The organism is Microbacterium sp. KR10-403 (genome assembly GCF_040196215.1).
Taxonomy (GTDB): Bacteria; Actinomycetota; Actinomycetes; order Actinomycetales; family Microbacteriaceae; genus Microbacterium.
The window spans coordinates 487819-512572 of the sequence record NZ_JBEGDC010000004.1; the positions used below are offsets into that span (position 1 = coordinate 487819).

Consider the following 24754-nt stretch of genomic DNA (forward strand, 5'->3'; position numbering starts at 1 on the left):
GCCCGGGCGTCACGCTCCGAGGATCCTGTCGACCCAGCTGTCGCGCGCGGCGACCATCTGCTGCGAGAGCACGGCCTGGGGCGCGAAGCCCTCGAAGCCGTGGAATCCGCCGGGCCAGACGTGCAGCTCGGCCTGGCCGCCGGCCGCCCAGATCGCGCCGGCATAGGCGACGTCCTCGTCGCGGAAAACCTCTGAGCTGCCGCAGTCGATGAACGCCGGCGGCAGGTTCGAGAGATCGGTCGCGCGCGCGGGTGCGGCATAGATCGACACATCGTCCGTGCCCCGGCGCTCCCCGAGCAGGGCCGACCAGCCGGTCACGTTGCTCCCGCGGTCCCAGACGCCGACCCCGTCGATCTGGATCGTCGACGTCGTCTGGTCGCGATCGTCCAGCATCGGGTACATGAGCAGCTGACCGATCAGCGCGGGCCCCTGCCGGTCGCGGGCGAGGAGCGATACCCCGGCCGCCAGCCCACCGCCCGCGCTGCCGCCCGCGATCAGCAGCCGGTCGAGCTCGATCCCGAGCTCTTCGGCGTGCGCGGCGGTCCACAGCAGGCCGGCGTAGCAGTCCTCGACGGGCGTCGGGTCGGGGAACTCGGGGGCGAGCCGGTACTCGACCGTCACCGCGACGGCGTTGTAGCGGTGCAGCCACCCGAACAGCGCCTGGGCGCCCGTCCACCGGTCACCGATGATCATGCCGCCGCCGTGCGTGTGATAGATCCCGGCGCCGGTGCCGGTGCGTCCCTTCGCCTGCAGGACCGTGACGACGATGTCGTCGCCCTGGTAGCCCGGAATCGTCACATCACGCGCCTCGATGCCCGCCTCATCGAGAACGTCATCGGTCACCGCGAGCAGCGGGTTCGCGCGCAGCATCGGGATCATCTCGGGGGTCAGCGTCGACGGGAAGGCGTCGCCCAGCGCCGCAAGAGCGGCGGCGAGCTCGGGGTCGAACGGCGGGTGTGCGCTCGCCGAGAGTGTTTCGGTCATGGGATCTCCTTCGGTCCGGTCGCGTCCTTGCGACCCCTCCAGCATGCGGGAGGCTGGTGGATGCCGCATCCGCCGTCCGGCCGCGATTCCGTGCCGTCCGACCCGCCGCGCGGCGGGGCTCAGAACAAGAGATCGCGGGATGCCGCAACCCGTCGCCGCCCGTTCACCCGGGCTTCGCCGCACGGTCACCCTGCCGTGACAACGTCGCAGAATGCATCATCCGAGAACCACCGTCATCCTGCCCGCGAAAGACGCCGGCGCATACATCGGGACGACGCTCGAGACGCTGCTGCGCCAGTTCGACGAGCCCGGCGACCTCAAGCTCGTCGCGATCGACGACGGCTCGAGCGACGACACCGGCGCGATCATGGCGCACTACGCCGAGCGCTTCGCGCACGCCGAGGTCCTCACCAATCCGACAGCGCTGGGGCTGGCCAGCGCCCGCAACCAGGGCCTGGAGCGCGTCGAGGGCGACGCCTTCTGCTTCGTCGACGGCGACGACTGGATGGCCCCGCATCGCCTGACGGCGCTCATCGCGGCACTCGACGAGCTGGGCTGCGACTTCGTGCGCACCGACCATGTCACCGTCACCGACGCCCGGCGGGCGCTGGTGCGGGCGCCCTTCCCATGGCGCGGCGTCGCCGTCTCGCCGCGCGAGGCTATCCTCCCACCCGACGAGTCGACGATGGTCGACTACCCGTATGCCTGGGCGGGCATGTTCCACCGCCGCGTGCTCGATGACGGCCTGGCCGCGTTCCCCTCCGGCCTGTTCACGGCCGAGGACCGGCCCTGGATCTGGCGACTGCACCTGCAGGCGGCATCCTTCGCCGTCGTCGACGCCCCGCCGCTGCTCTACCGCCGCGGCATCCCGAGCTCTCTCACGCAGGTGTTCGATCGCCGGCAGCTCGACTTCGGACGGGCGCTCATGCAGGTCGTCGACATCGTCGAGGAGGATGCCGAGGCAACCCGCTTCCGCCCGAAGATCACCGCGACCGTCCTGGCGCTCAGCTCGCATCACCTCATCCGCTCGCGGGGCATGAGCATGGCCGTGCGCGGCGAGCTGTCCGCGGTCATCGGCGCGCTGCTGGCGCGCCTGGACCCGGAGGCGGTGGATGCCGCGCTGCCGCGCCTCAGCGATCCGCGACGCCGTGTGCTGGCCCGGCACCTGCGCAAGGCGGGCCGGGCATGACGCAGGTGTTCGCGCTGCACACCGGGTACGGCCTGATGACCGCGGTGGCCGCGATCGACGCCGGACTCGTGCCCTCGGGCGACGAACGCGTGCTCGTGCCGATCAACTCCGCCGCCGTGCCCGAGACGAACCGGGCGATCCACGAGTCGCCGCAGTTGCGCACGCTGCTGAGCCGGTTCGACCGCATCGAGCCACTCAACCCGCTGCTCGACCCCCTGCACCCCACCGCGTGGGCCCCCGGCGACACGGAGTCGCCGGCATGGGAGCGCCTTCTGTCCCGCGCCTGGCAGGTCGACGCCGACGACCTCGATCTGTTCGTGCAGACGCCGCAGGTCGCCCCGACCCGGACGCTGCTCTCGGTGTTCCGCAACGCACGGATCACGGTCGTAGGCGACGGCCTGATGACCTACGCACCGATCCGCAGCAGGCTCTCACGGAGCATCGCCGGGCGCGTGCAGCACGTGCTCTACCCCGACGTCGTGCCCGATGTCGTACCGCTTCTGTTCACCGAGGTCGGCGCGCAGCCGGTGCCCGTCCCGGCGCCCGCGTTCGCCGCGGTCGTCGCCGAGATCGACGCGGCCTCGGCCGAGCACGACCGCACCGAGCACGGTGCTCCGGCGGCCCTCGTGCTGGGACAGTACCTCGCCGCCCTGGGACTGGTGTCGACCGAGGACGAGACCTCGATGCAGGAGGAGATGGTCGACCGCGCCGTGCACCGGGGCGCGCGCCGCATCGTCTTCAAACCGCACCCGACCGCACCGCCCGCGCTGGCCGACCAGGTCCGCGCCCGTGCGGCCGGGCACGGCGTGGCCTTCGAGCCCTACCGCGGCGACGCGCCGGCCGAGGTGCTCACCCGGCGCCTGTCGGCGGTGGCGGTCGTGGCCGGCTTCTCCACCGCACTGCCCACCGTCCGCGCGCTGTACGGCACGCACACCGAGGCCGTCGGCAACGCCACGGTGCTGGCGGCGCTGCAGCCGTACGAGAACGGCAACCGCATCCCGGCGACGATCGTCGATGCGACCAACCGTCCGGGCGATCCCTACGCGCAGCCGGGCCGGCTGCAGCACCTCGTCGACGCCGTCGGCTACTGCATGCAGCCGCGCATCGCCGCGCATCTGCGCGAACGCGCCGAAGAGTTGCTCGACGGGATCGACCCCGACGAGCGCGCCCGGTACTTCGCACCGCGCCGGCTGGCCGAGCTGCACCTGCCGGGCGGCTCGCGCAGGCTGCTGACGCGCCTGGTGATCGGCAGCGGCGGCACCGGGCGCACCGAAGAGACCCGGCTCGCGCTGCGCGGTGCGGGCCGACGCGCGCAGCGCGCTTGGAAGGCGGTGAACGGACGATGAGCATCACAGCCGCGATCATCCCGGCGCGCGGCGGCTCGAAGGGCGTGCCGCGAAAGAACCTCCGCCCGGTCGGCGGCGTGCCGCTCGTGGCCCGCGCGGTGCACGCGGCACAGGCCGCCGGGATCGACCTCGTGGTGGTGTCGACGGACGACGACGAGATCGCCGCCGTCGCGGCCGAGGCCGGAGCGCGCATCGTGCCGCGCCCCGCCGAGATCGCCGGCGACACCGCGACCAGCGAGAGCGCCGTGCTGCACGCGCTCGACGCGCTGGCCACCGACGGACTCGACATCGACGTGGTCGCGTTCCTGCAGGCGACATCGCCGTTCATCCCCGGGGAGGGGCTGCGGGATGCCGTCGCCGCCGTGCGCGCAGGGCGCTACGACAGCGTCTTCTCGGCGTTCGAGAGCTACGGCTTCCTCTGGCGACAGACTGCCGACGGCACCGCCGAGGGCGTGAACCATGCGGCATCCCATCGTCCCCGTCGGCAGGATCGCGAACCGCACTTCCTCGAGACCGGTGCGTTCTACGTGTTCGACGCCGACGGGTTCCGCGCGGCACGGCACCGGTTCTTCGGCCGGATCGGCATCGCGCCGGTGCCCGAGCGTACGGCGATCGAGATCGACGACCCCGAGCAGCTCGCGGTCGCCTCCGCACTCGCGCCGCTCGTCGACGCGCCGGCGCGCATTCCCGCACGCGCGGTGGTCACCGACTTCGACGGCGTGCACACCGACGACACCGCGCTCATCGACCAAGAGGGCCACGAGCTCGTGCGCGTCAGCCGCTCGGACGGGATGGGTGCGAGTCTGCTCCGGCGTGCCGGCATCCCGCTGCTGATCCTCTCGACAGAGACGAACCCCGTCGTGCGCGCCCGCGCGGCGAAGCTGCAGGCACCCGTGCGGCACGGCGTGACCGACAAGGCCGCCGCGCTGCGCGACTGGGCGGGCCAGCTCGGCATCGCCCTGGCCGACATCGCGTACCTCGGCAACGACGTCAACGACCTGCCCGCGATGGTGCTGGTCGGCTGGCCGGTCGCGGTGGCCGATGCCCACCCGCAGGTGCGTGCGCGCGCTCGCGTCGTGCTGGAGCGCACCGGCGGTTCGGGCGCCGTTCGCGAACTCGTCGATCGCGTGTTGGCCGACTGACGGCATCCCGACCTCGTCACGTCACCGCACGGTCGCGTTCCGTTCACGTGCGGCCGAGAGCCTCGAACGCATGGACGAGAGGACAGCAGCATGACCGTCAGAATCGGCTCGCACGTGATCGGGGGCGGCCACCCCGCCTATGTGATCGCGGAGATCGGCCTGAACCACAACGGCGACGTCGAGCTCGCCAAGCGCCTCATCGACGTGGCCGCCCACGCGGGTGCCGACGCGGTGAAGTTCCAGAAGCGCACCCCCGAGATCGCGACCCCCGAGCACATGCGCGACACTCCGCGCGAGACGCCGTGGGGCACCATGACCTACCTCGACTACCGCCGTCGCGTCGAGTTCGGCCGCGACGAGTACGTCGAGATCAGCGACTACGCGACGATGGCCGGCCTCGACTGGTTCGCCTCGCCGTGGGATGTTCCCTCGGTCGCGTTCCTCGAAGACCTGAACGTCGTCGCGCACAAGGTGGCGTCGGCGTCGGTCACCGACCTCGAGCTGCTCGCGGCACTGCGTGAGACCGGCAAGCCGATCATCCTGTCGACGGGCATGTCGACGATCGAGCAGATCGACCGGGCGCTCGCCGAGCTCGACACCGGACGGGTCGTGCTCATGCACGCGACCTCGACCTACCCGATGGAGCCCGAAGAGGCCAACATCAAGACCATCGCGACGCTGCGCGACCGCTACCCCGGCATCCCGGTCGGATACTCGGGCCACGAGCGCGGGCTGCAGATCTCGGTCGCGGCCGTCGCGCTGGGCGCGGTGGCCGTCGAACGGCACATCACCCTGGACCGCACGATGTGGGGATCGGACCACGCCGCGTCGCTCGAGCCGTCGGGCCTCGAGCACCTGGTCCGCGACATCCGCATCGTCGAGGAGGCTCTCGGCGACGGCGTGAAGCGCGTCTTCCCGGGCGAGCTGGCTCCGATGGCGAAGCTGAGGCGCGTCTCGGCATGACATTGCTCGCCGCCCGCCCCTCCTCGGGTGCCGCCGCACGCCGCGAACCGGCGTCGCGGCCGGCGCCGCGACCCGCCGCCACGCTGCGCGTGGTGGCCATCGCCGACGCCGACTCGTACGTGAAGTGGGCGGCGACGATGCTCGACTCGGTCACCGGCATCGACGCGCGCATGCTCATCGTGCGCACACCGCTGACCGTGAGCCGCGCGCAGGAGCGCGCGGCTCTCGCCGGCACCGCGCTCGCCGCGGGCGAACCGGCCGCCCGGGCGGTGTCGCGTGTCACGCATGGCGGGATCGCCACCCGCCTGCACGCGCTGCGCGCCGATGTCGTACTGATCGGCGGCCGCGGACCGTTCGTGCGCCTCGTGCAGCGCGAGATCGACCGGCTCACCGACCGGCCGGTGGTCGTGACCGGGATGCCGGGCATCTCGATTCCGGCTCAGGCCGGTGCGGTGAAGTACCGGCGGCACAGCGATCTGCTCGTCGTGCACTCGCTGCGCGAGCGCCGCGCCTTCGCCGAGCTGAGTCGCCGGCTCGCGATCGATGTGCCGCTGGGACTCGCAACGCTGCCGTTCGCCCGCCCGCGCGAGCGCGCGAGCGGCGGCACCGACCTCGTGTTCGCGGCGCAGGCCATCGTGCCCCGCTCCCCCGACGAGCGTCAGCGGCTGGCCGATGTGCTGGTCGCCGCGGCCAAGGCGCATCCCGAGCGACGCGTCGTCATCAAGCTGCGCTCGCGGGCCGGCGAGAACGAGACCCACTACGAGCAGACCCCGCTCGTCGACCTGCTGCGCGAGCGCCCGGACAACCTCGTCGTCTCATACGACCCGATGACCACCGCGCTGCAGACCGCCGAAGGGCTCGTCACCATCGGCTCCACAGCCGCGATCGAGGCCCTGGCGATGGGCGTCCCGGTCATCGCGCTCGACGAGTTCGGCGTGCGCAAGACGCTGCTGAACACGGCGTTCCGCGCGAGCGGTCTGCTGGGCGGCGCCGATGACGTGATCGCGCGGCGGTTCCGGCATCCCGACCCCACATGGGCTGTCGACAACTACTTCCATGACGCGGCGGAATCGACGTGGTGGACGCAGGTCACCGAACTTGTCGAGCAGCGGCGCCGCGGCACGCTCGCACCGCGGCCGGTTCCGCCGCCGCGCGGAGGGGCGCTGCACACCGCCTTCGAGCGCAAGAGCGTGCTCGGAAACGAGGACCGCACGCTCTCCGGGGCCCTCGCGCTCGCCGTGGGAGTGCCACTGGCCGGGGCGATCGTTCGGCTGCGCCGCCACCGGCACCGCGGTGCCGCGCACTCGTGGACGGACGAGTCGGGCGACCTCACCGTCACGCCCGCGCTCTATCACGACCCGATCCGCCGGCCGCGCTGACCTCACTCCCCCCAGGCGTCGGCGAGTTTGGTGAGCAGGCGCGCGAGCTCGGCACGCTCTGCGTCGGAGAAGTCCGCGAGCGCGTCCTCGATCGCGGCACGGCGATTGCCGCGGAAGCCCTTGACGATCCGCAATCCCTCATCGGTGAGCACGATGCGCGTGCGGCGGGCGTCGTCGGGGTCGGCCTCGCGCTGCACGAACCCGAGTCCGACGCACTGCTGCACGAGCCGTGACGCGCGCGGCTGATCGACGCCGATCCGATCCGCGATCTCGCTGACCGACAGAGGGGTGGATGCCGCGGCCAGCGCCTCGAGCAGGCGCAGGCGCGCCGGCCCCGCGAAGCGTCCGTGGCCTCCCGGCCATCCCGCCATCGGATGTCCTCCGCCGTGGGGCCCGAAGGGGCCCGGGCGTCCTCCCGTCCACGGTCCGCCGTGCGGCCCTCCCCCGTGCGCGTCGCCGTGCGGACCCCCGTGCGAGTCGCCGTGCGGACCCCCGTGCAGGTCATGGTCGCGCGGGTCGTGATCGTGGGGACCGGGCCCCCACCCACCCCGTTCGCCGGGACGGGGTCCGCGCCGCCCCCGCAGCCGCGCCAGGGCGGCGGCGATCGCGTCGGCGGAGTCAGGGGTCGATGCGCTCATGCCTCGAATTTTACATGTGACTTGACATGCAACGCCAGAGCATGTCACACTACATGTACTTGTCATCTGACATACACCGAGCGGCAGCCTCGAGAGCGGCCGCCACGAAAGGACTTCCTCATGGACACGCAAGACAACACCCCCGAGGAGGGCGCAACACCCTCCGACAGCACCCCCGACCAGACCGCCGCGGCCGCCGAGAGTTCGGCAGACGCGGGCACGACGCCCACCGATCGCCGCCCGCTGGGCGCGTGGCTCCGACTGGTCGACCGCCTCATCTCACGCGAGTTCGCCACGGCCTTCGCCGACGACGAAGTCACCCGACGCGACTGGATGCTGCTCAACGCGGTCGCCGGCACCGTCGACGCACCGTGGATGACCGAGCATACCGGCAAGCGCATCGTGCGACTCGCGCGGCGCGGCTGGATCGCCCGCGTCGACGGCGGCTGGTCGCTGACCGACAGCGGCCGCGAGGCCCTCGGCCGACTCGGCGCGAAGGTGGACGCGGTGCGCGCCAAGGTCGCCTGGGCTCTTCCCGCCGACGAGTTCGCGCAGCTGACGGCCTCGCTCGAGACCATCGCCCGCCAACTCGGCTGGGACGAGTCGCAGCCGATGCCGAGCCGCGAGCGCGCCGCAAAGGGCCGCGGGCGCGGCGCCGGCCGGCGTCCGTTCGACCACGGCGAGGGCTTCGGCGGCCACGGCCCCGAGTTCGACGAACGCCGCCGCGGCCACGGCTACGGCTACGGTCGCTACGACGCCGAGTGCGGTGACCCCCGCCGTCACGGGCGCGGGTTCTCCGGCGAGCGCAGGTTCGACGGCCGCCGCGGTCGCGGGTTCGACAACGCCGGCCGCGAGTTCGACGGCCCGAGGCGCGGCCACGGACGCTTCACGCGCGACGACGTCGAGTACGCCCGCGGCTACGCCGGCCACGCGCCCGGGTTCCCCGACGAGGGTCCCGACTTCGATCCGGGCGCACCTCGCGAGTACGGCTTCGGTCCGGGCCGCCGCGGCTTCGGCCCCGGACACCACGCGCACCTGCGCGAGGAGTTCGAGCGCCGCCACCACGGCGGGCACGGGCACCACGGGCACGGCAAGGGCCACGGGCACGGCAAGGGCCACGGGCACGGCGCCGACGTGCGGCATGCCGCCGAGCAGGCGTACGAGCGGGGCTTCTCGGCCGGGTTCTCCGCCGGCGCCGACGGCGCGGCGTCCACCCCCGGCGCCTGAGCACGCGACCGGGTCGCCCCTCCCGGGCGGCCCGTCGGCCGCTGAGAGTGCATCTGGTGGACGAGGAGGAGGGAAGCACCCGCATCCTCGTCCACCCGCTGCACTCTCACCGATGGGGCTGCGCCCCTTCTCACCTGGCACCGCCGGCGCCGGCCCCACCCATCCGACAGCTGTGTGAACCGGAAGTTCACTACGCTTTTCGGAGCTGTCCGGCCCCGTCGTCGGCGAAGCGAGCACAGCGCGCCACCCCACGCCGCCGAAGGCGCCCGGTTACGCGTGTCATCGGCCCGAAACACGAACCCTGGCATCCTTGACGTCATGCCCGCACCGACCCTGCTCGCCGTCTCGCACGGCACCGACTCCGCGCCGGGCTCGGCCGCGATCGCCGAGCTCGTCGACCGGGTCGCCGCACGCCTGCCGGACGTCGATGTGCGCGCCGCCTTCGTCGACGTGCAGGAACCAGATGCCACGGCCGCCGCCTCGGTGGTCGATGGGCCGCTCGTGATCGTGCCGCTGCTGCTGTCGACGGGCTTCCACGTGCGCGTCGATCTGCAGGCCGCGGCCGCCGCCCACCCGGACGCGACGGTCACTCCCCCGCTCGGCCCCGATCGGCGCCTGGTCGAGGTGCTCGCGACGCGCATCACCGATCCGCGACGGCCCGTGATCCTCGCGGCCGCCGGCTCGCGAGACCCCGCCTCGGCACCCGCGTGCGAACAGGCCGCCGCCCTTCTGCGAGAAAGCGTCGACGCTCCCGTGCATCTCGCCTATCTCGCGGCCCGCCGGCCGTCGCTGGCCGACGCCGCCGCGCAGCATCCCGACGCTCTCGTCGTGCCGTATCTGCTCGCGCACGGGTTCTTCCACGACCTGGCGGCGCGCACCGCCCCCGACCACGAGCTGGCCGCACCGCTGCTCGACGGCACGGGGGCACCCGACGCGATCGTCGACCTCGTCATCGACCGCTACGCATCCGCGCCGCGCTGACCGCACCGCGCAGAGCGCCTCCAGCACCCGGCAAGTCCATGACGCCGCATGTCTTCGAGCGTCATCGCGCAACCCCGCGTGACGAACTGTGACGTCATAAGGCACCGCGACGTCATACGCCGACGGCACCGACACATTCCTCCCTACTCTCGACCCATCCACATTCCGTCGCGGGTTCCTCCCGCCTGGTCGAAGGGGGTCGTCGTGACGATCGACACCGCTGCCCGCCCTGTCCGCGGTGCACGCACCCGTACGAGCAGGGCGCCGCAGAAACCGAACGCGCAGTGGAAGATCGACGGCAAAGAGCCGCAGAACCCCACCGAGGTGTTCAAGGCCGAAGACGACGGCCTGAACGTGCGCACGCGCATCGAGGAGATCTACTCGAAGGAAGGCTTCGACTCGATCGCGGGCGATGATCTGCACGGGCGCTTCCGCTGGTGGGGGCTGTACACGCAGCGCAAGCCCGGCATCGACGGCGGCCGCACCGCCTCGCTCGAACCGCACGAGCTCGAGGACCGCTACTTCATGATGCGCGTGCGCATCGACGGCGGACAGCTCACCACCGAGCAGCTGCGGGTGATCGGCGGCATCTCGACCGAGTTCGCCCGCGACATCGCCGACATCACCGACCGGCAGAACGTGCAGCTGCACTGGGTGCGCATCGAGGACGTCCCCGAGATCTGGCGCCGCCTCGAGGCGGTCGGGCTGCGCACCACCGAGGCGTGCGGCGACGTGCCCCGCGCGTTCCTCGCTTCGCCCGTGGCCGGCATCGCCGCCGACGAGCTCATCGACCCGACCCCGCAGCTGCGCGGCATCGTCGACACCTACATCGGCGACCCGAGCGTCTCGAACCTGCCCCGCAAGTACAAGACGGCGATCACCGGACACCCCAGCCAAGACGTCGTGCACGAGATCAACGACTGCTCGTTCGTGGCCGTCGAGCACCCCGAGCTCGGCGTCGGCTACGACCTGTGGGTCGGCGGAGCCCTGGCCGCCGTGCCGCGGCTCGGCGAGCGCCTGGGCGCCTTCGTGCCGCCCGAGCGCGTCGTCGAGGTCTGGTACGGCGTGACCCGCCTGTTCCGCGACTACGGCTACCGGCGCCTGCGCAACAAGGCGCGCATGAAGTTCCTGCTGGCCGACTGGGGCCCCGAGAAGCTGCGCCAGGTTCTCGAGACCGAGTACCTCGACGCCCCGCTGCCCGACGGCCCCGCCGCTCCCGAGCCGGTCGGCGCACCCGACCACGTCGGCGTGCACAAGCAGAAGGACGGCCGCTACTTCATCGGCGCATCCACGCTCGTCGGGCGCGTGTCGGGCTCGACGCTGACGGCCGTGGCCGACCTCGCCGAGGCGAACGGATCGCAGCGGGTGCGCACGACCGCGTTCCAGAAGATCCTGGTGCTCGACGTTCCGGAAGAGCGGGTGGATGCCGTCACCGCCGGCCTTGAGAAGCTCGATCTGTCGGTGCGCCCGAGTATGTTCCGCCGCGCGACCATGGCCTGCACCGGCATCGAGTTCTGCAAGCTCGCGATCGTCGAGACCAAGGTGAACGCGGCGCACGCGATCAGCGAGCTGGAGAAGCGCCTCGGCGACCTCGAGCCCGAGATCGGCCGCCCCATCAGCCTGCACGTGAACGGCTGCCCGAACTCGTGCGCGCGCATCCAGGTCGCCGACATCGGCCTGAAGGGCCAGCTGATCACCGACGCCGACGGCAATCAGGTGCCCGGCTACCAGGTGCACCTGGGCGGGGGCCTCGCCACCGAGGGCCGCCCCGAGGCGGGCCTGGGTCGCACCGTGCGCGGCCTGAAGGTGCCGGCCGACGGCATCGCCGACTACGCCGAGCGCGTCATCCGCCGCTACCTCGCCGACCGCGAGACCGGCCAGACCTTCGCCCAGTGGGCGCATGCCGCCGAGGACGAGGCGCTGGTATGAGCACCGCGACCACGACACGGCGCGATGCGGCGACGCTGCACGCGCTCGTCGACGAGGGCCTGCGTGTGCTGGGTGATGCCCCGCGCACGCACGGGCCGGAGGCGAACGCCGAGGAGGCGATCGCCTGGGTGGTCGAGAATTTCCCGCTGCGGGGTGTGGCGGTCGCCTCGTCGATGGCCAACGGCGTGCTGCCGCACCTGGTGTCGCAGCATCTGCCCGGCGTCGACGTGCTGTTCGGCGACACCGGCTACCACTTCGCCGAGACGACGTTCACCCGCAACGAGGTCGCCGAGCGCCTCGACGTCACCGTCGTCGACGTGCGACCCGAGCTGACCGTCGCCGAGCAGGACGAGAGGTACGGCAAGGACCTCTTCGCCCGCGACCCGAATCTGTGCTGCGCGATGCGCAAGGTCGACCCGATGCACGACGCCCTGCAGGAGTACGAGGTGTGGCTGACCGGCGTACGGCGCCAGGAGAGCCTGCTGCGCTCGAACGCCCCGCTGATCACCTGGGACGAGCGCAACGGCCTCGTGAAGGTCAACCCGCTCGCGGCGTGGAGCTTCGACGAGCTGCTCGACTATGCGGGCACCCACGACGTGCCGATCAACCCGCTCGTGGCGCAGGGCTACCCCTCGATCGGATGCGCGCCGTGCACGCAGCCGGTCACCGATGGCGAAGACCCCCGCGCCGGGCGCTGGGCGGGGCTTTCCAAGACCGAATGCGGGCTGCACCTGTGAGCGCGCAGGTCCGCGGGCGCGTCGACCTCGTCGGTGCCGGCCCCGGTGACCCCGAGCTGCTGACCCTGCGCGGGCTGCGCGCCCTGCGCGAGGCCGACGTGATCATCGCCGACCGCCTCGGTGCGCGCGCCGTGCTCGACGGCCTCGTCGCCGCCGGTGAGCGCATCACCGCGCAGGTCGTCGACGTCGGCAAGCTGCCCGGCCACCACCCGGTGCCGCAGAACGTCATCAACGAGATGCTCGTCAACTTCGCGCGGGCCGGCGCCCGTGTCGTGCGCCTGAAGGGCGGCGACCCCTTCGTGCTCGGTCGCGGACGCGAAGAGCAGCTGCACTGCGAGGCCGCGGGCGTCGACGTCGCGGTCGTGCCCGGGGTGACCAGCGCCGTCTCGGTGCCGGCGGTCGCCGGCATCCCCCTCACCCACCGCGGTGTCGCGACGAGCTTCACCGTCGTCAGCGGCCACGACCAGATCGAGCAGGTGCCCGGTGGACGCGACCACACCGTGGTGCTGCTCATGGGCGTGGGAACGCTCGGTCACTCCGCCGGAGTCCTGGCCCGATGCGGCCGCGGCGGCGACTGTCCCGTCGCCATCGTCGAAGATGGATATGGACCCGGCGAACGCGTCACGATCGGGACCCTGGCCACGATCGTCCACGCCGCCGCCGAGCGCCATGTGCGCAACCCCGCCGTCATCGTCATCGGCGATGTCGTGCGGCTCGCGTACGACCACCCCGACAGCGCACTCATCGGCGCTGGCGAGCCCGCGACGGCCGCGGCATCCTGACCCTCTCCTGTCGAATCGAAAGGCACTCTGACGTGACGAGTTCTGCTCCCCTGCGCGTGGCGATCGTGGGCTCCGGCCCCGCCGGCATCTATGCCGGCAACCTCCTCAGCAATGCCGTCGCCGAGAACGGCGGCACGGTCGCGATCGACCTGTTCGAGTCGCTGCCGGCACCCTACGGGCTCATCCGCTACGGCGTCTCGCCCGATCACCCGCGCATCAAGGGCGTCGTCGACTCGCTGCACCACATGCTGAACGACGGCGACATCCGCTTCCTCGGCAACATCGAGATCGGCCGCGACATCGCGCTCGACGAGCTGCGCGAGCGCTACCACGCGGTCATCCTCGCGACCGGCGCGCTGCGCGACGCGGCGCTGGACATCCCGGGCATCGATCTGCCCCGCTCGTACGGCGCCGCCGACTTCGTCGCCTGGTACGACGGGCACCCCGACGTGCCACGCACCTGGCCGCTCGACCAGACGCAGGTCGCGGTCATCGGCAACGGCAACGTGGCGCTCGACGTCGCGCGCGTGCTCGCCAAGCACGGCGAAGACATGCGCACCACCGACGTGCCCGACAACGTGCTTGCGGGCCTCGAGGGTTCGTCGGTCACCGACGTCCACGTGTTCGGCCGCCGCGGTCCGTCGGGCATCAAGTTCACGCCCATCGAGCTGCGCGAGCTGGGCGAGGTGCGCGACCTCGACCTCATCCTCGACGACGCCGATTTCGAGCTGGATGCCGACACCGTGCCCGCCAGCAACCAGGTCAAGGTCATGCAGCGCATCCTCAACTCGTGGCGCGACCGCGAGGTCGGGCAGGCGTCGCGGCGCCTGCACCTGCACTTCTGGCACACGCCGGTCGCCGTGCTCGGCGACGAGAGCGGCGTGACCGGGCTGCGCTTCGAGCGCACGCGTCCCGGTGCCGACGGCACCCTGGAGCGCACGGGAGAGTTCCGCGAGTACGAGGTCGGCGCGGTCTACCGGGCGATCGGCTACTACGGCACGCGCGTCGAGGGCGCGCCGTTCGACGAGGCGCGGGGCGTCGTCCCCAACATCGGGGGCAGCGTCGAACCCGGTCTGTACGCGACCGGCTGGGTCAAGCGCGGGCCGATCGGCCTCATCGGCAGCACGAAGTCCGACGCGCTCGAGACCATCGGGCACGTCGTGGCCGATGCCGCGGCCGGACTGCTGTCGGCGCCCGTCGAGGGCGACATCCTCGACCTGCTCGCCGAGCGCGGCGTACGGCACACCGACTGGGCCGGCTGGCTCGAGCTCGACGCGCATGAGCGCGCCCTCGGCGAGAACCACGAGCACCGCCGCGAGCGCGTGAAGGTCGTCGACCGCGAAGAGCAGGTCGACATCTCCGGAGCCGGGGTGCTCGCGCTGTGACGTATGTCATCGCGCTGCCGTGTGTCGATGTCAAGGATCGCGCCTGTGTCGACGAGTGCCCCGTCGACTGCATCTATGAGGGCGAGCGCTCGCTGTACATCCACCCTGAGGAGTGCATCGACTGCGGCGCCTGCGAACCCGTCTGCCCCGTCGAGGCCATCTACTACGAGGACGACCTACCCGAGGAATGGGCAGATTACCTCACCGTGAACACCGAGTTCTTCGATGACCTGGGCTCGCCCGGCGGCGCTCAGAAGCTCGGCCCCACCCACGTCGACCACCCGCTCGTGGCCGCACTGCCACCGCAAGGAGATTGAGGGATGTCGGAACTGCAGGATGTGCTGATCATCGGCGGCGGCCCCGCCGGACTCTCCGCCGCGCTGAACCTCGGCCGTTCGGTGGCCGAGGTGACCGTCATCGACGCGGATCGCCCGCGCAACGCGGCGACCCTGAAGGTGCACGGCTTCCTCACCCGCGACGGCATCGCGCCCAACGAGCTGAAGAAGATCGCGCGCGAAGAGCTGAGCGCCTACCCGACCGTGCACTACCGCGCGCGGCAGCGCGTGTTCCGCCTCGGGCGGGATGAGGGCGTGTTCGTCGCCGAGATCGGCCAACGCCAGGCGACCGACGTCGTCTTCGCGCAGAACGTGCTGCTGGCCACGGGCCTGCAGGAGACGCTCCCCGCCGTTCCCGACCTCATCTCGTACTACGGCATGAGCCTGTTCAGCTGCGCCGCCTGCGACGGATGGGAACAGCGCGGACAGCGGCTGGGCCTGTTCGGCGCGACTTCCGACCTCGCGGACCGGGCACGCCTCATCGCGCGCTGGACCGACGCGCTCACCGTCTTCACGCACGGTGCTTCCCTGATCGACGCGGTCGCCGAGGCCGAGCTGGCCGCGGCGGGTGTCACCGTCGAGCGCACGCCGGTCGCCGCCCTGCACGGTGAGAAGGGCCGCATCGAGAGCGTCGAGCTGAGCGACGGCCGCAGCGTGCCGCTCGACGGCGGGTTCATCCGTCCGGAGTGGAGCGTCGACCTGTCGTTCCTCGACGGCATCGTGCCCGACCGCGACGAGAACGGCCATGTCGTCACCGACGGCGCCGGACACACGAGCGAATTCGGCCTGTACGCCGCCGGTGACGTGGCCGAAGGCCCGCAGCAGCTCATCGTCGCGGCCGGCGCCGGGGCGCGTGCGGCGGCGGTCATCGTGCACGACGCGGTCGGGGTCGTCACCTCGCACTGACGCCACCTCGCGGCATCCACCCCCGCCGCCTTCTCGGCCGCTGAGAGTGCAGCGGGTGGACGAGAGCGCGGGTGCTTCCCTACGCCTCGTCCACCAAGTGCACTCTCACCGTCGGGCCGCACCGGATGCGCCGACATCCGACGTCGGGAGGCACCCCGCGTTCGTCTCGCAGGATGTTTTCGCGATCCCGGGCGTGTCGCACGGCGTGTCACGCCGCTCGCGGCGACCCGTCCTGCGAGATGGACAGTGCCCGCGGCAAGAACCTGCCTCAGCCCCCGAGCGCCCCGTCGGAGCGCTCGCCCACGTTCGTCACGTGGAAGTTCTGGAACGAACGGGATGCCGTCGGCCCGCGCTGTCCCTGATACCTGTTGCCGTACGGCCCGGTGCCATAGGGCGATGCCGCGGCCGAAGACAGCTGGAAGAAGCAGAGCTGCCCGATCTTCATTCCGGGCCACAGCTTGATCGGCAGGGTCGCCACGTTCGACAGCTCGAGTGTCACGTGCCCCGAGAACCCCGGGTCGATGAAGCCGGCCGTCGAGTGCGTGAGAAGACCGAGCCGGCCGAGCGACGACTTGCCCTCGAGCCGCGCGGCGATGTCGTCAGGCAGCGACACCTGCTCGAACGTCGACCCGAGCGCGAACTCGCCCGGATGCAGCACGAACGGCTCATCGGGCGCCACCTCGATCAGGTGCGTGAGGTCGGGCTGGTCCTCAGCCGGGTCGATGAACGGGTACTTGTGGTTGTCGAACAGCCGGAAGTACCGGTCCAGGCGCACATCGACGCTCGACGGCTGGACCATTTCGGGGTCCCACGGGTCCAGCGCGATGCGCGCGTCATCGATCTGTCGGCGGATATCGCGGTCGCTGAGCAGCACGTGGCCAGCCTACCGAGGCCTGATCGGCCGAAAAAACCAGTAGTCGACTACTGAGGCACGCCGCCGCGCCTCGCGCTAGCCTCGGGGCCGTGTCGAGGGGACTGCTCATGCGCACGAAACTGATCGGGATGCTGGGGGCCACGGCCGTTGCGATCGCGCTCGTGGGGGTGGCACAGCCGGCAGCCGCCGCGTCGGGCACAGCCACCGTCGACGGCGTCGCATACTCGTATTCGGGCACCTCTGCCACGGCGACCGGGCTGGCCGGCTCGTTCACCGGCACCGCCCTCACCATCCCCGACACCATCACGGTCGACGGCGCCGCATACGACGTCACCGCCATCGGCGACGACGCGTTCCGGGGGGACGGGCTGACCAGCCTGTCCCTCGGCGACAAGGTCGCCGCCATCGGCGACTGGGCGTTCTACGACAACACGCTGGCCACCATCCCGATCGGAGACCAGGTCACCGCCATCGGCGCCAGAGCATTCGGCCAGAACTCCCTGACCAGCCTCACCATCGGCGACCACGTCACCGCCATCGGCGACTGGGCGTTCGGCAACAACCCGAACCTTGCTTCGGTCACGTTCACCGGCCCGGCTCCGACCCTGGCCGGTGTTCCCTTCCCGGAGAGCCCGACGGTCCACTTTCTCTGCTCGTACGCCGACCCAGCCATGAACAAGCACCCCTTCACCACCGGCAAATGGCAGGGGTACACGTCCGTCGGATCCGAGTCGAGCCTGACTTACAAGGCCAACGGCATCCCCGGCGTCACCGGCGCCGAACACACGATCGGCTGCGGCACCACCGTCGCCGCCGACGACGCCGCACCGAAACTCCCCACCGGCGCCCACTGGTACACCGACACGGGTGCGACCACAGAAGCAGCCGGCGCCATCTACACAGACACCACCGTGTACGCCGGCGCCCCGGCCTCGGTCACAGGCGAAAGCAAGGGCATCCGCTACCGATACGACCTGAACGACGTGGATGCCGGAGCCACCGCACTCGGCTTCGCCGTCGCTGGCGACCACGAGGCTCTCACTATCCCCGACACCGTGACCTTCGACGGCACGACCTACGACGTCACCACCATCGGCGACAACGCCACCAGCGTCATCCAAGGGGCGTTCGCCCTCCAGAACCTGACCAGTCTCACCCTCGGCGACAATGTCACCAACATCGGCGACTACGCGTTCGCAGGCAACGACCTGACCACCCTCACCCTCGGCGACAGCATCACCACCATCGGCGCCCACGCTTTCGATAGCAGCGGCCTGACCAACCTCACCCTCGGCAACAGCATCACCACCATCAGCGCCTCCGCTTTCGCATACAACAGCCTGACCACCCTCACCCTCGGCAACAGCATCACCACCATCGGCGCCTCCGCGTTCTTCGACAACAGCCTGAACACCCTCACTCTCGGCGACGACATCACCACCATCGGCAACTACGCGTTCGAGAACAACAGCCTGACCACCCTCGCCCTCGGCGACAACGTCACCACCATCGGCGCCGCCGCATTCGGCCACAACCCCCTTGGAACGGTCGCATTCTCCGGAGCAGCGCCCACCACAATCACCGCGGCCGGCACCGGCCACCCGTCGTTCACCTCAGACCCGACGATCCACTTCACCTGCTCGTACGCCGACCCCTCCACGAACACGAACCCGTTCACCACGGGCACCTGGGAGGGGTATACGTCCGTCGGCACCGAGCCGGCCCTGACGTACGACGCCAACGGCATCCCCGGCGTCACCGGCACGGAACACACCATCGGCTGCGGCACCACCGTCGCCGCCGACGGCGCCGCACCGACGCTCCCGAAAGGCGCGTACTGGTACACCGACACGGGTGCGACCACGAAGGCGAGCGGCGCGATCTACGCCGACACCACCGTGTACGCCGGCGCACCGGCCCCGGTCGAGGGCACGGCCGACGGCATCCGTTACGAATACGACCTCAACCACGTGGATGCCGGCGCCACCGCTATCGGCCTGGCAGCGGGGTTCACGGGCACAGCGATCACGATCCCCGACACCGTCACATTCAACGCCACGACCTATGACGTCACCGCCATCGGCGCCGCGGCGTTCGAGGGTGTCGGCTCGATCGACGCGGTCGACATCGGAGACAACGTGACCACCATTGAGTCGACGGCCTTCGCACGCACGTCGATCGGCAACCTGCATCTGGGCTCGTCCGTGGCCACCATCGGCACTGCCGCATTCGACACGACCGGGCTCTCGCAGATTGCGATCCCCGCGTCCGTGACGTCGATCGGCTCGGCTGCCTTCGGCGGGCCGGCCGTGCCGCAGATCGTGAGCTTCGACGGCTCGGCACCGGCTGTCACGGGGGCCGATGACGCCCAGATCCCGTCGTTCTCGCGCACGGCCACGATCATGTTCACCTGCTCGTTCGCCGATCCCACCCGCAACGGCAGCCGCTTCGCCGTCGGTGAGTGGATGGGGTACACCTCCCAGGGCACCGACGTGACCGTGACCTACGACGCCAACGGCATCCCGGGCGTGGTGAGCAGCAGCACCACCACAGGATGCGGGACCGCCCCCACCCCGCCCACGGTCCCGCGCGGCGTGGGCTGGTTCGCAGATCCGGACGGCACCACCCTCGCCTCACCCGCCGACTATTTCCACGACACGACGAGGTATGCCGGCTCCATCCCCGTGCAGTGCGCGTCCGGTGGTGTCGAGTACTCGTACGAGCCGCTGCATCCCGAGAAGGGCGCAACGGTGGTGGGCCTTGCCCCGTCGTTCACCGGGACCGTCGTCGACATCCCCGCCCACGTGACGCTCGGCGGCACTGAATACACGGTCACGACCATCGGTACGGGCTCGTTGCAGAACCGAGGTCTGACCGCGATCACCCTCCCCGACTCGGTCACCTCGATCGACGACTTCGCCCTCGGCCAGAACGACCTGACCTCCGTGACGATCCCCAGCTCGGTGCGCACCATCGGCGATGAAGCCTTCGGTGCGAACCCGCGGCTGGCCTCCGTCACGTTCACCGGTGCCGCACCCGCCATCACGACGTCAGGGTACCCGTCGTTCCCCGAGGCGACGACCATGTACTTCACGTGCGCGTACGCCGACCCCGCGACGAACGCCGACCCGTTCACCCTCGGCACCTGGCAGGGCCGCCCGTCGGTCGGCAGCCGCATCACCTACACGTTCGATGCCAACGGATACCCCGGCATCGATGCCACCACCACCCAGTCGGTCGCCTGCGGCGACAGCAACGCCGGGGCGCACTCGCCCGCGATCCCGACGGGATTCCATTGGTACGTGGATGCCGCTGCCACGACCCTCGCCGACACCGACGGCACCCCCCGCTACAGCGACACGACCTTCTATCTCGGCGTGCGCACGAGTGTGCCGCCGGCCCCGGCCATCCTGTTCCATCTGGCGGTGACGGGCGCGCCGTTCACACCCTCGGCGCCGATCACGGTGACCGGCAGCGGTGTTCCGGCCGGTACCCTCGTCGCGATCAGCGTGCACTCCGACCCGGTGTCGCTGGGCACGGCGACCGCCGACGCTTCCGGCGCGTTCACTCTGACCGCGGAGCTGCCCGCCGACCTGGCGACCGGTGCGCACACGATCACCGCGTCGATCACGGTCGACGGCACGACCTCGACGCAGTCCGTACCGATCACGGTCGCAGCCTCGCAGACTGCGTCGACGACGCCGACCACGACCACCAGGTCCACCACGACCAGCGACGCCAACACGACGCTCGCCGTCACCGGCGGTGACACCAACGCACTGCTGCCGTGGGCATGGACGGGAGTCGCAGCACTCCTGGCCGGCCTCGCACTCGTGGCGGTCCGACGTCGTCGGGTCTGATCAAGCCGTGAGCCGGGCCCGCAGCATCCCGATCTCTGCCTCGCCCAGTCCGCCCGAACGCAGGTACGCGGCAGATTCGCCCTGGTCGTCGACCCACTCCAGCATGGTGCGCATGGCGTCGGGCGGGGTCGCGGTCACCAGCGCGACGATCTGCGGCAGCATCGGTACGCCGGTCTTCGCGACGCCCTCGAGCATGCGGTCCGCCCATTCGCCGGAGAGGTTCTGCTCGCTGACCGCATAGTCGGCCACGATGGCGTCCCGGTCGGCGCCGACGGCGTCGAGCAGCAGCGCGGTGGCGACGCCGGTGCGGTCCTTGCCGGCCGTGCAGTGCACGAGCACGCCGGGCCTGCTCTCGTCGGTCGGTGTCGCGACGAGACCGGCGACGCGGGCGAAGGATGCCGCGGTCCCCTCCAGCATGCGGATGTAGAGGTCGCCCAGCGTGGGGATCTCCTTCAGCACCGCACGCACCGACTCGCTCGACATCGCGGCGGGCGCACCGATACCGGGTGCCGCGCCCTCCAGCACCGACAGGTGCTCGGTGTCGAACCGGCGCTCGGGCAGCCGGTCGGGCGCCTGCGCCCGCTCGCCGTCGGTGCGGAAGTCGACGACCGCCCCGATCGGGCTCGCGTCGAGCTCTGCGAGGCCCGCGTCGGTGACTCCCGACAGCGCATCCGAACGGTAGAGCACGCCGGTGCGGATCTGCCCGCCCCCGCGCAGCGGCATGCCGCCCGTGTCTCGTGAGTTGTAGGTTCCGGCGAACAGCGGGGTCATGCGGTCTCCTTGAGTTCGGTGATCACGCTATCGGAGCGTACGGTCGAAAGGTGGGCACGGCGACGGGAGAAACCATGGACGAGGTGAGAGCGGCACGGCGCGGGCGCGGCGTGAGCGTCGGCCTCGACCGCGACCGCATCGTCGCCGCCGCACGCACGCTCGATCCCGACACGCTCACGGTGCAGGCGGTCGCCGACGCGCTGGGCGTCGACCGCAAGGCCGTGACCTACCACGTGTCAGGACGCGACGGTCTGCTCGAGCTGCTCGCCGACGATGCGTTCACCGCCCGGTTCGAGGTGGTCGAGATCCCGGTCGGCACCGACTGGCAGACCGGACTGCGGCTCATCGCGTCGTCGATGCGCGACATCCTGCTCGGATCGGGTGCGATCGTCAGCCACATCCGCTTCGACCCGTCGACGCGGGCCGCGGCCCTGCATCCGGCCGAGATCGTGCTCGGCACGCTCGTCGCCGCCGGGTTCGACGAGACCGTCGCCGTGCGCGCCATCGCGCTGGTCACCGACGTCGCGATGGCGCACGCGCGCGGAGTGCTGCTGAACGCGCGCGCCGGCGGTCACCCGCAGCGCGCCGAGCTGCACGAGGCGCTGTCGACGATGGATGCCGCAGCCAGCCCCCATCTGCGACGCATCGACGACGCCGGGTTCTCGACGTTCGACGAGGAGCAGTTCGCGTTCGACCTCGACGTCATCATCCGTGGGCTCGAAGCACGACTGGCCACACCGTAGGTCAGAGCTCTTCGTCGATGACGCCCCCGAGCCGGCGCGCGGCATCGGTGTCGCGCAGTCGACGGTACAGGCGCAGCCGGCGCGGGTGACCACTCAGCTGGAAGAGGCCTCTCGGTCCGTAGAACCCGCCGGCTGCGGCATCCGCCCCCAACGCCATCAGCGCCGACTCGGCGGCCCGCCGCGGAGGGTTGCCGAAGCTGTGCACGACGGCGTCCACGACGCGGTCCGGCAGCAGCGCGCGGATCGGCGCCGCGATGGCCGTCGCCGGCGCGACACCGGGGTGGCACAGGGCCACATGCAGATCGGGCTCGCGGCGACCCAGCTCCAGGCCGAACAGTCCGAGTGCGAGCTTCGACTGCGCGTACGCGCGGAAGGCTCCGTACCGCTGCTCGCCCTGCAGGTCGTTCCAGCGCAGGCGTCCGACCGCCGCAGCGAGGCTGCATTGCACGGCGATGCGTGCGCGCCCGGCACGCAGGAGGGGAAGGATGCCGCGGACCAGCGCCGCCTGCGCGAGCAGATTCGTCTGCCAGTGCAGCTCGTAGCCGTCCGCGGTGACGTGACGGGTGCGGTCGCCGAGCAGCACGATCCCGGCATTGAGCACGCACAGGTGGATGGGCTCGTCGAGGCGCGCGGCGAACGCGCGCACGGAGTCGAGGCTCGCCAGATCGAGGTCGGTGACCGTGCTGCCCGGGATGTCCGCGGCGACCCGCTCGCCCTTCTCGCGGTTGCGGGCGGGCAGGATGACGCGGGCCCCTCCCTCGGCAAGCGCGCGGGCGATCTCGAGCCCGATGCCCCCGGTCGCGCCCGTGACGAGAGCGGTGCGTCCGGCGTACGGCTGGTCGGGGGTCACTCGGCCATTCTGGCGCGTGCGCGGGGTGGGGTGTGTTCAGAACTCCGCAAGTATCGGCGCTGGGCGGCGTTTTGCGGGCCGTTCGCGGCGTCGGGTGTGCGGATGTGAGGAGTTCTGAACGGCCCGCGCCGGAAAGGGTGCCGCGCGGAGCCTGTTATGCTGGCCGGAGCGCGTTTCGACGCGTGCGGGGCTGTAGTTCAATGGCAGAACTTCTGCTTCCCAAGCAGACAGCGCGGGTTCGATTCCCGTCAGCCCCTCCAAAAGGTCCGAGGTGCCGCGAGAGGCGGTGCATCGGACCTTTTCGCGTGGCCGGCATCGGATCGAGCCTGCAACGGGTGGGCCTATGCGGCCCGAGGCTCCGTTCAGTGGATGTCGACCACCTGGCCCGTGTTGTTGTCGTAGAAACGACGACGGCCGTTCTCCACGACGAGCTGAAGGTCGCTGCCGACGGGGAGGGCGTAGATCCCGATGATGGCGGGCTCGATCTCCGCAACCTGATTGAATGTGGCAACGGCCATGTTGTTCGGGTCGGCAAGGTACTCATCGTCATCGATGTCGGAGAGAAACCTCCAGCCGTTGTCGGCGGGGTTCGTCGATGGTTCCCGCACGAGCCACGTCAGACGCCCGCGGCCCGAAAGGATGTTCTTCGAGACCACGCAGCCGCCCGAGTTCTGGACGAAGTCAGGAGTGCTCACGGATGTACTCCTTCATGCGCGCGGTGATCTTTTCACGATAGGGCAGCTTCTCTGCCACTTCGAGCGGGGAGACACCGTATCGGGACGAGCGGGATGTGAAATCAAGCACGGGCTGCGCGAACCAGAGATCGTAAATCGGTGCGAGCTCCTCATCGGTGTACTTCATATTCAGCACCCACTGAAACGCGAGCACACCGCCGCCATCGGGCGTGTTCACGTCGACACCTCGGCCGATCAGCCGCGCTGCGAGAGCCGCGTCGTGCTCGACGTCGTGTTTGACGTGCCCGAACAGCACATGCAGCAGCGTCGTGCCGTCATCGCCGACTGGACCGATGACTGCATCCCGGTCGAGAAGGAAGTCTGCGATGGCGTACCGCGCATCGGGTTTCGTGTTCATGATGGCACGACGCAGCAGGCTCATTCCATTGAAGAGCTCTCGCTGGTCGCCCTCCTCGAACAAGGCGAAGAAGTCGTCGGCGGACTTCATCGTGGCAGTGAGGTCGATCTTCATTCTCGGGGTCTCCCGTGGGGAAGCGGCGGACGGCGGTCACTCGTATTTATGGCCCCGATTGGTGCCCGGCAACTCAGGTCGATAGTTCGCCGGATCGTTATACCAGTCACGGAACTCGGCAGGTGTCAAGTTCCCATCGACATACTCCTGCCACATGTCATGATATTTCGCTCCTGGGACATGCCCCATGTCCCAAACGCCACTCCGGGGCGTTCCCGGTGTCCATTCGATCGGCGTCCCGGTGGGATCGCGCACGACCCCGTCCGGCCCCTTCGCGTTCTCCCACACATCGTCGACAACCCCCTTCCGGAACGACGGCCGGCTTCCCGGCTTCAGGTATGGGCGCGTGTCGACGGGGTGCACCTCGGGTGCTTTGCCGTGGAGGAGTTTGGTGAAGAGCTCGCTGGCTTTGTCGAGGAGGGGTTTGAGTTCGTCGAGGTGTCGGACGAGGGCTTTGATGGAGTCGAGGAGGTTGGTGACGAATTTGCTGACGCGGGCGACGAGGGAGGAGACGCGGGTGGTGACTT

23 protein-coding genes and 1 tRNA gene are annotated in these 24754 nt (G+C 70.7%); 16 read left to right on the forward strand and 8 right to left on the reverse strand.

Annotated elements, in window-relative coordinates; genetic code table 11:
• Positions 1 to 9: 9 nt before the first annotated feature.
• Positions 10 to 984 carry an alpha/beta hydrolase gene (locus ABMQ42_RS11560; protein ID WP_349723139.1) on the reverse strand — a complete coding sequence of 325 codons (975 nt, stop codon included), beginning with the start codon at positions 982 to 984 and terminating at the stop codon, positions 10 to 12.
• Positions 985 to 1195: 211 nt separating this feature from the next.
• On the opposite strand from ABMQ42_RS11560, the gene ABMQ42_RS11565 reads away from it, so the two are divergent.
• From ABMQ42_RS11565 to ABMQ42_RS11585, 5 genes are all read left to right on the forward strand, one after another.
• Positions 1196 to 2173 carry a glycosyltransferase family 2 protein gene (locus ABMQ42_RS11565; protein ID WP_349723140.1) on the forward strand — a complete coding sequence of 326 codons (978 nt, stop codon included), beginning with the start codon at positions 1196 to 1198 and terminating at the stop codon, positions 2171 to 2173.
• Positions 2170 to 3519: a polysialyltransferase family glycosyltransferase gene (locus tag ABMQ42_RS11570; RefSeq protein WP_349723141.1), complete on the forward strand. Its 1350-nt coding sequence runs from the start codon at positions 2170 to 2172 to the stop codon at positions 3517 to 3519. Before ABMQ42_RS11565 ends, ABMQ42_RS11570 begins: the two co-directional genes overlap by 4 nt.
• Positions 3516 to 4661, forward strand: a complete 1146-nt coding sequence (locus ABMQ42_RS11575; RefSeq protein ID WP_349723142.1) for a cytidylyltransferase domain-containing protein — start codon at positions 3516 to 3518, stop codon at positions 4659 to 4661. The genes ABMQ42_RS11570 and ABMQ42_RS11575 overlap by 4 nt, the downstream gene beginning before the upstream one ends.
• Before the next feature lie 90 nt (positions 4662 to 4751).
• Positions 4752 to 5624 (forward strand): N-acetylneuraminate synthase family protein, encoded by an 873-nt coding sequence (locus ABMQ42_RS11580; protein ID WP_349723143.1) that lies wholly within the window; start codon positions 4752 to 4754, stop codon positions 5622 to 5624.
• Positions 5621 to 7003 carry a DUF6716 putative glycosyltransferase gene (locus ABMQ42_RS11585; protein ID WP_349723144.1) on the forward strand — a complete coding sequence of 461 codons (1383 nt, stop codon included), beginning with the start codon at positions 5621 to 5623 and terminating at the stop codon, positions 7001 to 7003. The genes ABMQ42_RS11580 and ABMQ42_RS11585 overlap by 4 nt, the downstream gene beginning before the upstream one ends.
• Positions 7004 to 7005: 2 nt before the next feature.
• Here the strand turns inward: ABMQ42_RS11585 and ABMQ42_RS11590 are convergent, their stop codons facing one another.
• The gene (locus ABMQ42_RS11590; protein ID WP_349723145.1) at positions 7006 to 7641 is read right to left on the reverse strand and encodes a MarR family winged helix-turn-helix transcriptional regulator; all 636 of its coding nucleotides are present in this window, start codon (positions 7639 to 7641) and stop codon (positions 7006 to 7008) included.
• 120 nt (positions 7642 to 7761) lie between these two features.
• On the opposite strand from ABMQ42_RS11590, the gene ABMQ42_RS11595 reads away from it, so the two are divergent.
• From ABMQ42_RS11595 to ABMQ42_RS11630, 8 genes are all read left to right on the forward strand, one after another.
• Positions 7762 to 8868, forward strand: coding sequence for a MarR family winged helix-turn-helix transcriptional regulator (locus ABMQ42_RS11595; RefSeq protein ID WP_349723146.1), 1107 nt, complete (start codon positions 7762 to 7764; stop codon positions 8866 to 8868).
• A 318-nt stretch (positions 8869 to 9186) separates the two neighbouring features.
• A complete protein-coding gene (locus ABMQ42_RS11600; RefSeq protein WP_349723147.1) occupies positions 9187 to 9849 on the forward strand; it encodes a sirohydrochlorin chelatase in 663 nt (220 codons plus the stop codon).
• Between the two features lie 204 nt (positions 9850 to 10053).
• On the forward strand, positions 10054 to 11778 hold the full coding sequence (locus ABMQ42_RS11605; protein ID WP_502884680.1) for a nitrite/sulfite reductase: 1725 nt from the start codon (positions 10054 to 10056) through the stop codon (positions 11776 to 11778).
• Positions 11775 to 12515: a phosphoadenylyl-sulfate reductase gene (locus ABMQ42_RS11610; protein ID WP_349723148.1), complete on the forward strand. Its 741-nt coding sequence runs from the start codon at positions 11775 to 11777 to the stop codon at positions 12513 to 12515. Before ABMQ42_RS11605 ends, ABMQ42_RS11610 begins: the two co-directional genes overlap by 4 nt.
• The gene (gene cobA, locus ABMQ42_RS11615; RefSeq protein WP_349723149.1) at positions 12512 to 13297 is read left to right on the forward strand and encodes a uroporphyrinogen-III C-methyltransferase; all 786 of its coding nucleotides are present in this window, start codon (positions 12512 to 12514) and stop codon (positions 13295 to 13297) included. The genes ABMQ42_RS11610 and cobA overlap by 4 nt, the downstream gene beginning before the upstream one ends.
• A 32-nt stretch (positions 13298 to 13329) precedes the next feature.
• Positions 13330 to 14682, forward strand: a complete 1353-nt coding sequence (locus tag ABMQ42_RS11620; RefSeq protein ID WP_349723150.1) for an FAD-dependent oxidoreductase — start codon at positions 13330 to 13332, stop codon at positions 14680 to 14682.
• Entirely contained in the window at positions 14679 to 14999 is a 321-nt protein-coding gene (gene fdxA / locus ABMQ42_RS11625; RefSeq protein ID WP_349723151.1) for a ferredoxin, read from the forward strand. Before ABMQ42_RS11620 ends, fdxA begins: the two co-directional genes overlap by 4 nt.
• Positions 15000 to 15002: 3 nt before the next feature.
• Positions 15003 to 15923, forward strand: a complete 921-nt coding sequence (locus tag ABMQ42_RS11630) for an NAD(P)/FAD-dependent oxidoreductase (protein ID WP_349723152.1) — start codon at positions 15003 to 15005, stop codon at positions 15921 to 15923.
• 268 nt (positions 15924 to 16191) lie between these two features.
• Here the strand turns inward: ABMQ42_RS11630 and dcd are convergent, their stop codons facing one another.
• Positions 16192 to 16797, reverse strand: a complete 606-nt coding sequence (dcd, locus tag ABMQ42_RS11635; RefSeq protein ID WP_349723153.1) for a dCTP deaminase — start codon at positions 16795 to 16797, stop codon at positions 16192 to 16194.
• A gap of 107 nt (positions 16798 to 16904) precedes the next feature.
• Between dcd and ABMQ42_RS11640 the strand changes: the two genes are divergently transcribed.
• Positions 16905 to 20657, forward strand: coding sequence for a leucine-rich repeat protein (locus tag ABMQ42_RS11640; protein ID WP_349723154.1), 3753 nt, complete (start codon positions 16905 to 16907; stop codon positions 20655 to 20657).
• Here the strand turns inward: ABMQ42_RS11640 and ABMQ42_RS11645 are convergent, their stop codons facing one another.
• Positions 20658 to 21428: a tyrosine-protein phosphatase gene (locus ABMQ42_RS11645; RefSeq protein WP_349723155.1), complete on the reverse strand. Its 771-nt coding sequence runs from the start codon at positions 21426 to 21428 to the stop codon at positions 20658 to 20660.
• Positions 21429 to 21502: 74 nt separating this feature from the next.
• On the opposite strand from ABMQ42_RS11645, the gene ABMQ42_RS11650 reads away from it, so the two are divergent.
• The gene (locus ABMQ42_RS11650) at positions 21503 to 22171 is read left to right on the forward strand and encodes a TetR/AcrR family transcriptional regulator C-terminal domain-containing protein (protein WP_349723156.1); all 669 of its coding nucleotides are present in this window, start codon (positions 21503 to 21505) and stop codon (positions 22169 to 22171) included.
• Position 22172: 1 nt separating this feature from the next.
• Here the strand turns inward: ABMQ42_RS11650 and ABMQ42_RS11655 are convergent, their stop codons facing one another.
• Positions 22173 to 23021: an SDR family NAD(P)-dependent oxidoreductase gene (locus tag ABMQ42_RS11655; protein ID WP_349723157.1), complete on the reverse strand. Its 849-nt coding sequence runs from the start codon at positions 23019 to 23021 to the stop codon at positions 22173 to 22175.
• 186 nt (positions 23022 to 23207) lie between these two features.
• Between ABMQ42_RS11655 and ABMQ42_RS11660 the strand changes: the two genes are divergently transcribed.
• Positions 23208 to 23281, forward strand: a tRNA-Gly gene (locus tag ABMQ42_RS11660).
• A gap of 102 nt (positions 23282 to 23383) precedes the next feature.
• On the opposite strand, the gene ABMQ42_RS11665 is transcribed toward ABMQ42_RS11660, so the two are convergent.
• The 3 genes from ABMQ42_RS11665 to ABMQ42_RS11675 all read right to left on the reverse strand — a co-directional run.
• Entirely contained in the window at positions 23384 to 23716 is a 333-nt protein-coding gene (locus ABMQ42_RS11665; RefSeq protein ID WP_349723158.1) for a DUF2185 domain-containing protein, read from the reverse strand.
• A complete protein-coding gene (locus tag ABMQ42_RS11670) occupies positions 23703 to 24227 on the reverse strand; it encodes an ankyrin repeat domain-containing protein (protein ID WP_349723159.1) in 525 nt (174 codons plus the stop codon). Before ABMQ42_RS11670 ends, ABMQ42_RS11665 begins: the two co-directional genes overlap by 14 nt.
• Positions 24228 to 24263: 36 nt before the next feature.
• A partial coding sequence (locus tag ABMQ42_RS11675) for an HNH/ENDO VII family nuclease (protein WP_349723160.1) occupies positions 24264 to 24754 on the reverse strand: 491 nt, incomplete at its 5' end.

Excerpts from the sequence above, each read along its gene's own strand:
- ABMQ42_RS11650 (WP_349723156.1), top strand. The coding sequence starts at position 21,503 with ATGGACGAGGTGAGAGCGGCACGGCGCGGGCGCGGCGTGAGCGTCGGC.
- ABMQ42_RS11600 (WP_349723147.1), top strand. The coding sequence starts at position 9,187 with ATGCCCGCACCGACCCTGCTCGCCGTCTCGCACGGCACCGACTCCGCG.
- ABMQ42_RS11610 (WP_349723148.1), top strand. The coding sequence starts at position 11,775 with ATGAGCACCGCGACCACGACACGGCGCGATGCGGCGACGCTGCACGCG.
- ABMQ42_RS11570 (WP_349723141.1), top strand. The coding sequence starts at position 2,170 with ATGACGCAGGTGTTCGCGCTGCACACCGGGTACGGCCTGATGACCGCG.
- ABMQ42_RS11640 (WP_349723154.1), top strand. The coding sequence starts at position 16,905 with ATGCGCACGAAACTGATCGGGATGCTGGGGGCCACGGCCGTTGCGATC.
- ABMQ42_RS11670 (WP_349723159.1), bottom strand. The coding sequence starts at position 24,227 with ATGAAGATCGACCTCACTGCCACGATGAAGTCCGCCGACGACTTCTTC.
- ABMQ42_RS11560 (WP_349723139.1), bottom strand. The coding sequence starts at position 984 with ATGACCGAAACACTCTCGGCGAGCGCACACCCGCCGTTCGACCCCGAG.
- ABMQ42_RS11580 (WP_349723143.1), top strand. The coding sequence starts at position 4,752 with ATGACCGTCAGAATCGGCTCGCACGTGATCGGGGGCGGCCACCCCGCC.
- ABMQ42_RS11595 (WP_349723146.1), top strand. The coding sequence starts at position 7,762 with ATGGACACGCAAGACAACACCCCCGAGGAGGGCGCAACACCCTCCGAC.
- ABMQ42_RS11585 (WP_349723144.1), top strand. The coding sequence starts at position 5,621 with ATGACATTGCTCGCCGCCCGCCCCTCCTCGGGTGCCGCCGCACGCCGC.
- ABMQ42_RS11645 (WP_349723155.1), bottom strand. The coding sequence starts at position 21,428 with ATGACCCCGCTGTTCGCCGGAACCTACAACTCACGAGACACGGGCGGC.
- ABMQ42_RS11590 (WP_349723145.1), bottom strand. The coding sequence starts at position 7,641 with ATGAGCGCATCGACCCCTGACTCCGCCGACGCGATCGCCGCCGCCCTG.
- ABMQ42_RS11630 (WP_349723152.1), top strand. The coding sequence starts at position 15,003 with ATGTCGGAACTGCAGGATGTGCTGATCATCGGCGGCGGCCCCGCCGGA.
- ABMQ42_RS11565 (WP_349723140.1), top strand. The coding sequence starts at position 1,196 with ATGCATCATCCGAGAACCACCGTCATCCTGCCCGCGAAAGACGCCGGC.
- ABMQ42_RS11575 (WP_349723142.1), top strand. The coding sequence starts at position 3,516 with ATGAGCATCACAGCCGCGATCATCCCGGCGCGCGGCGGCTCGAAGGGC.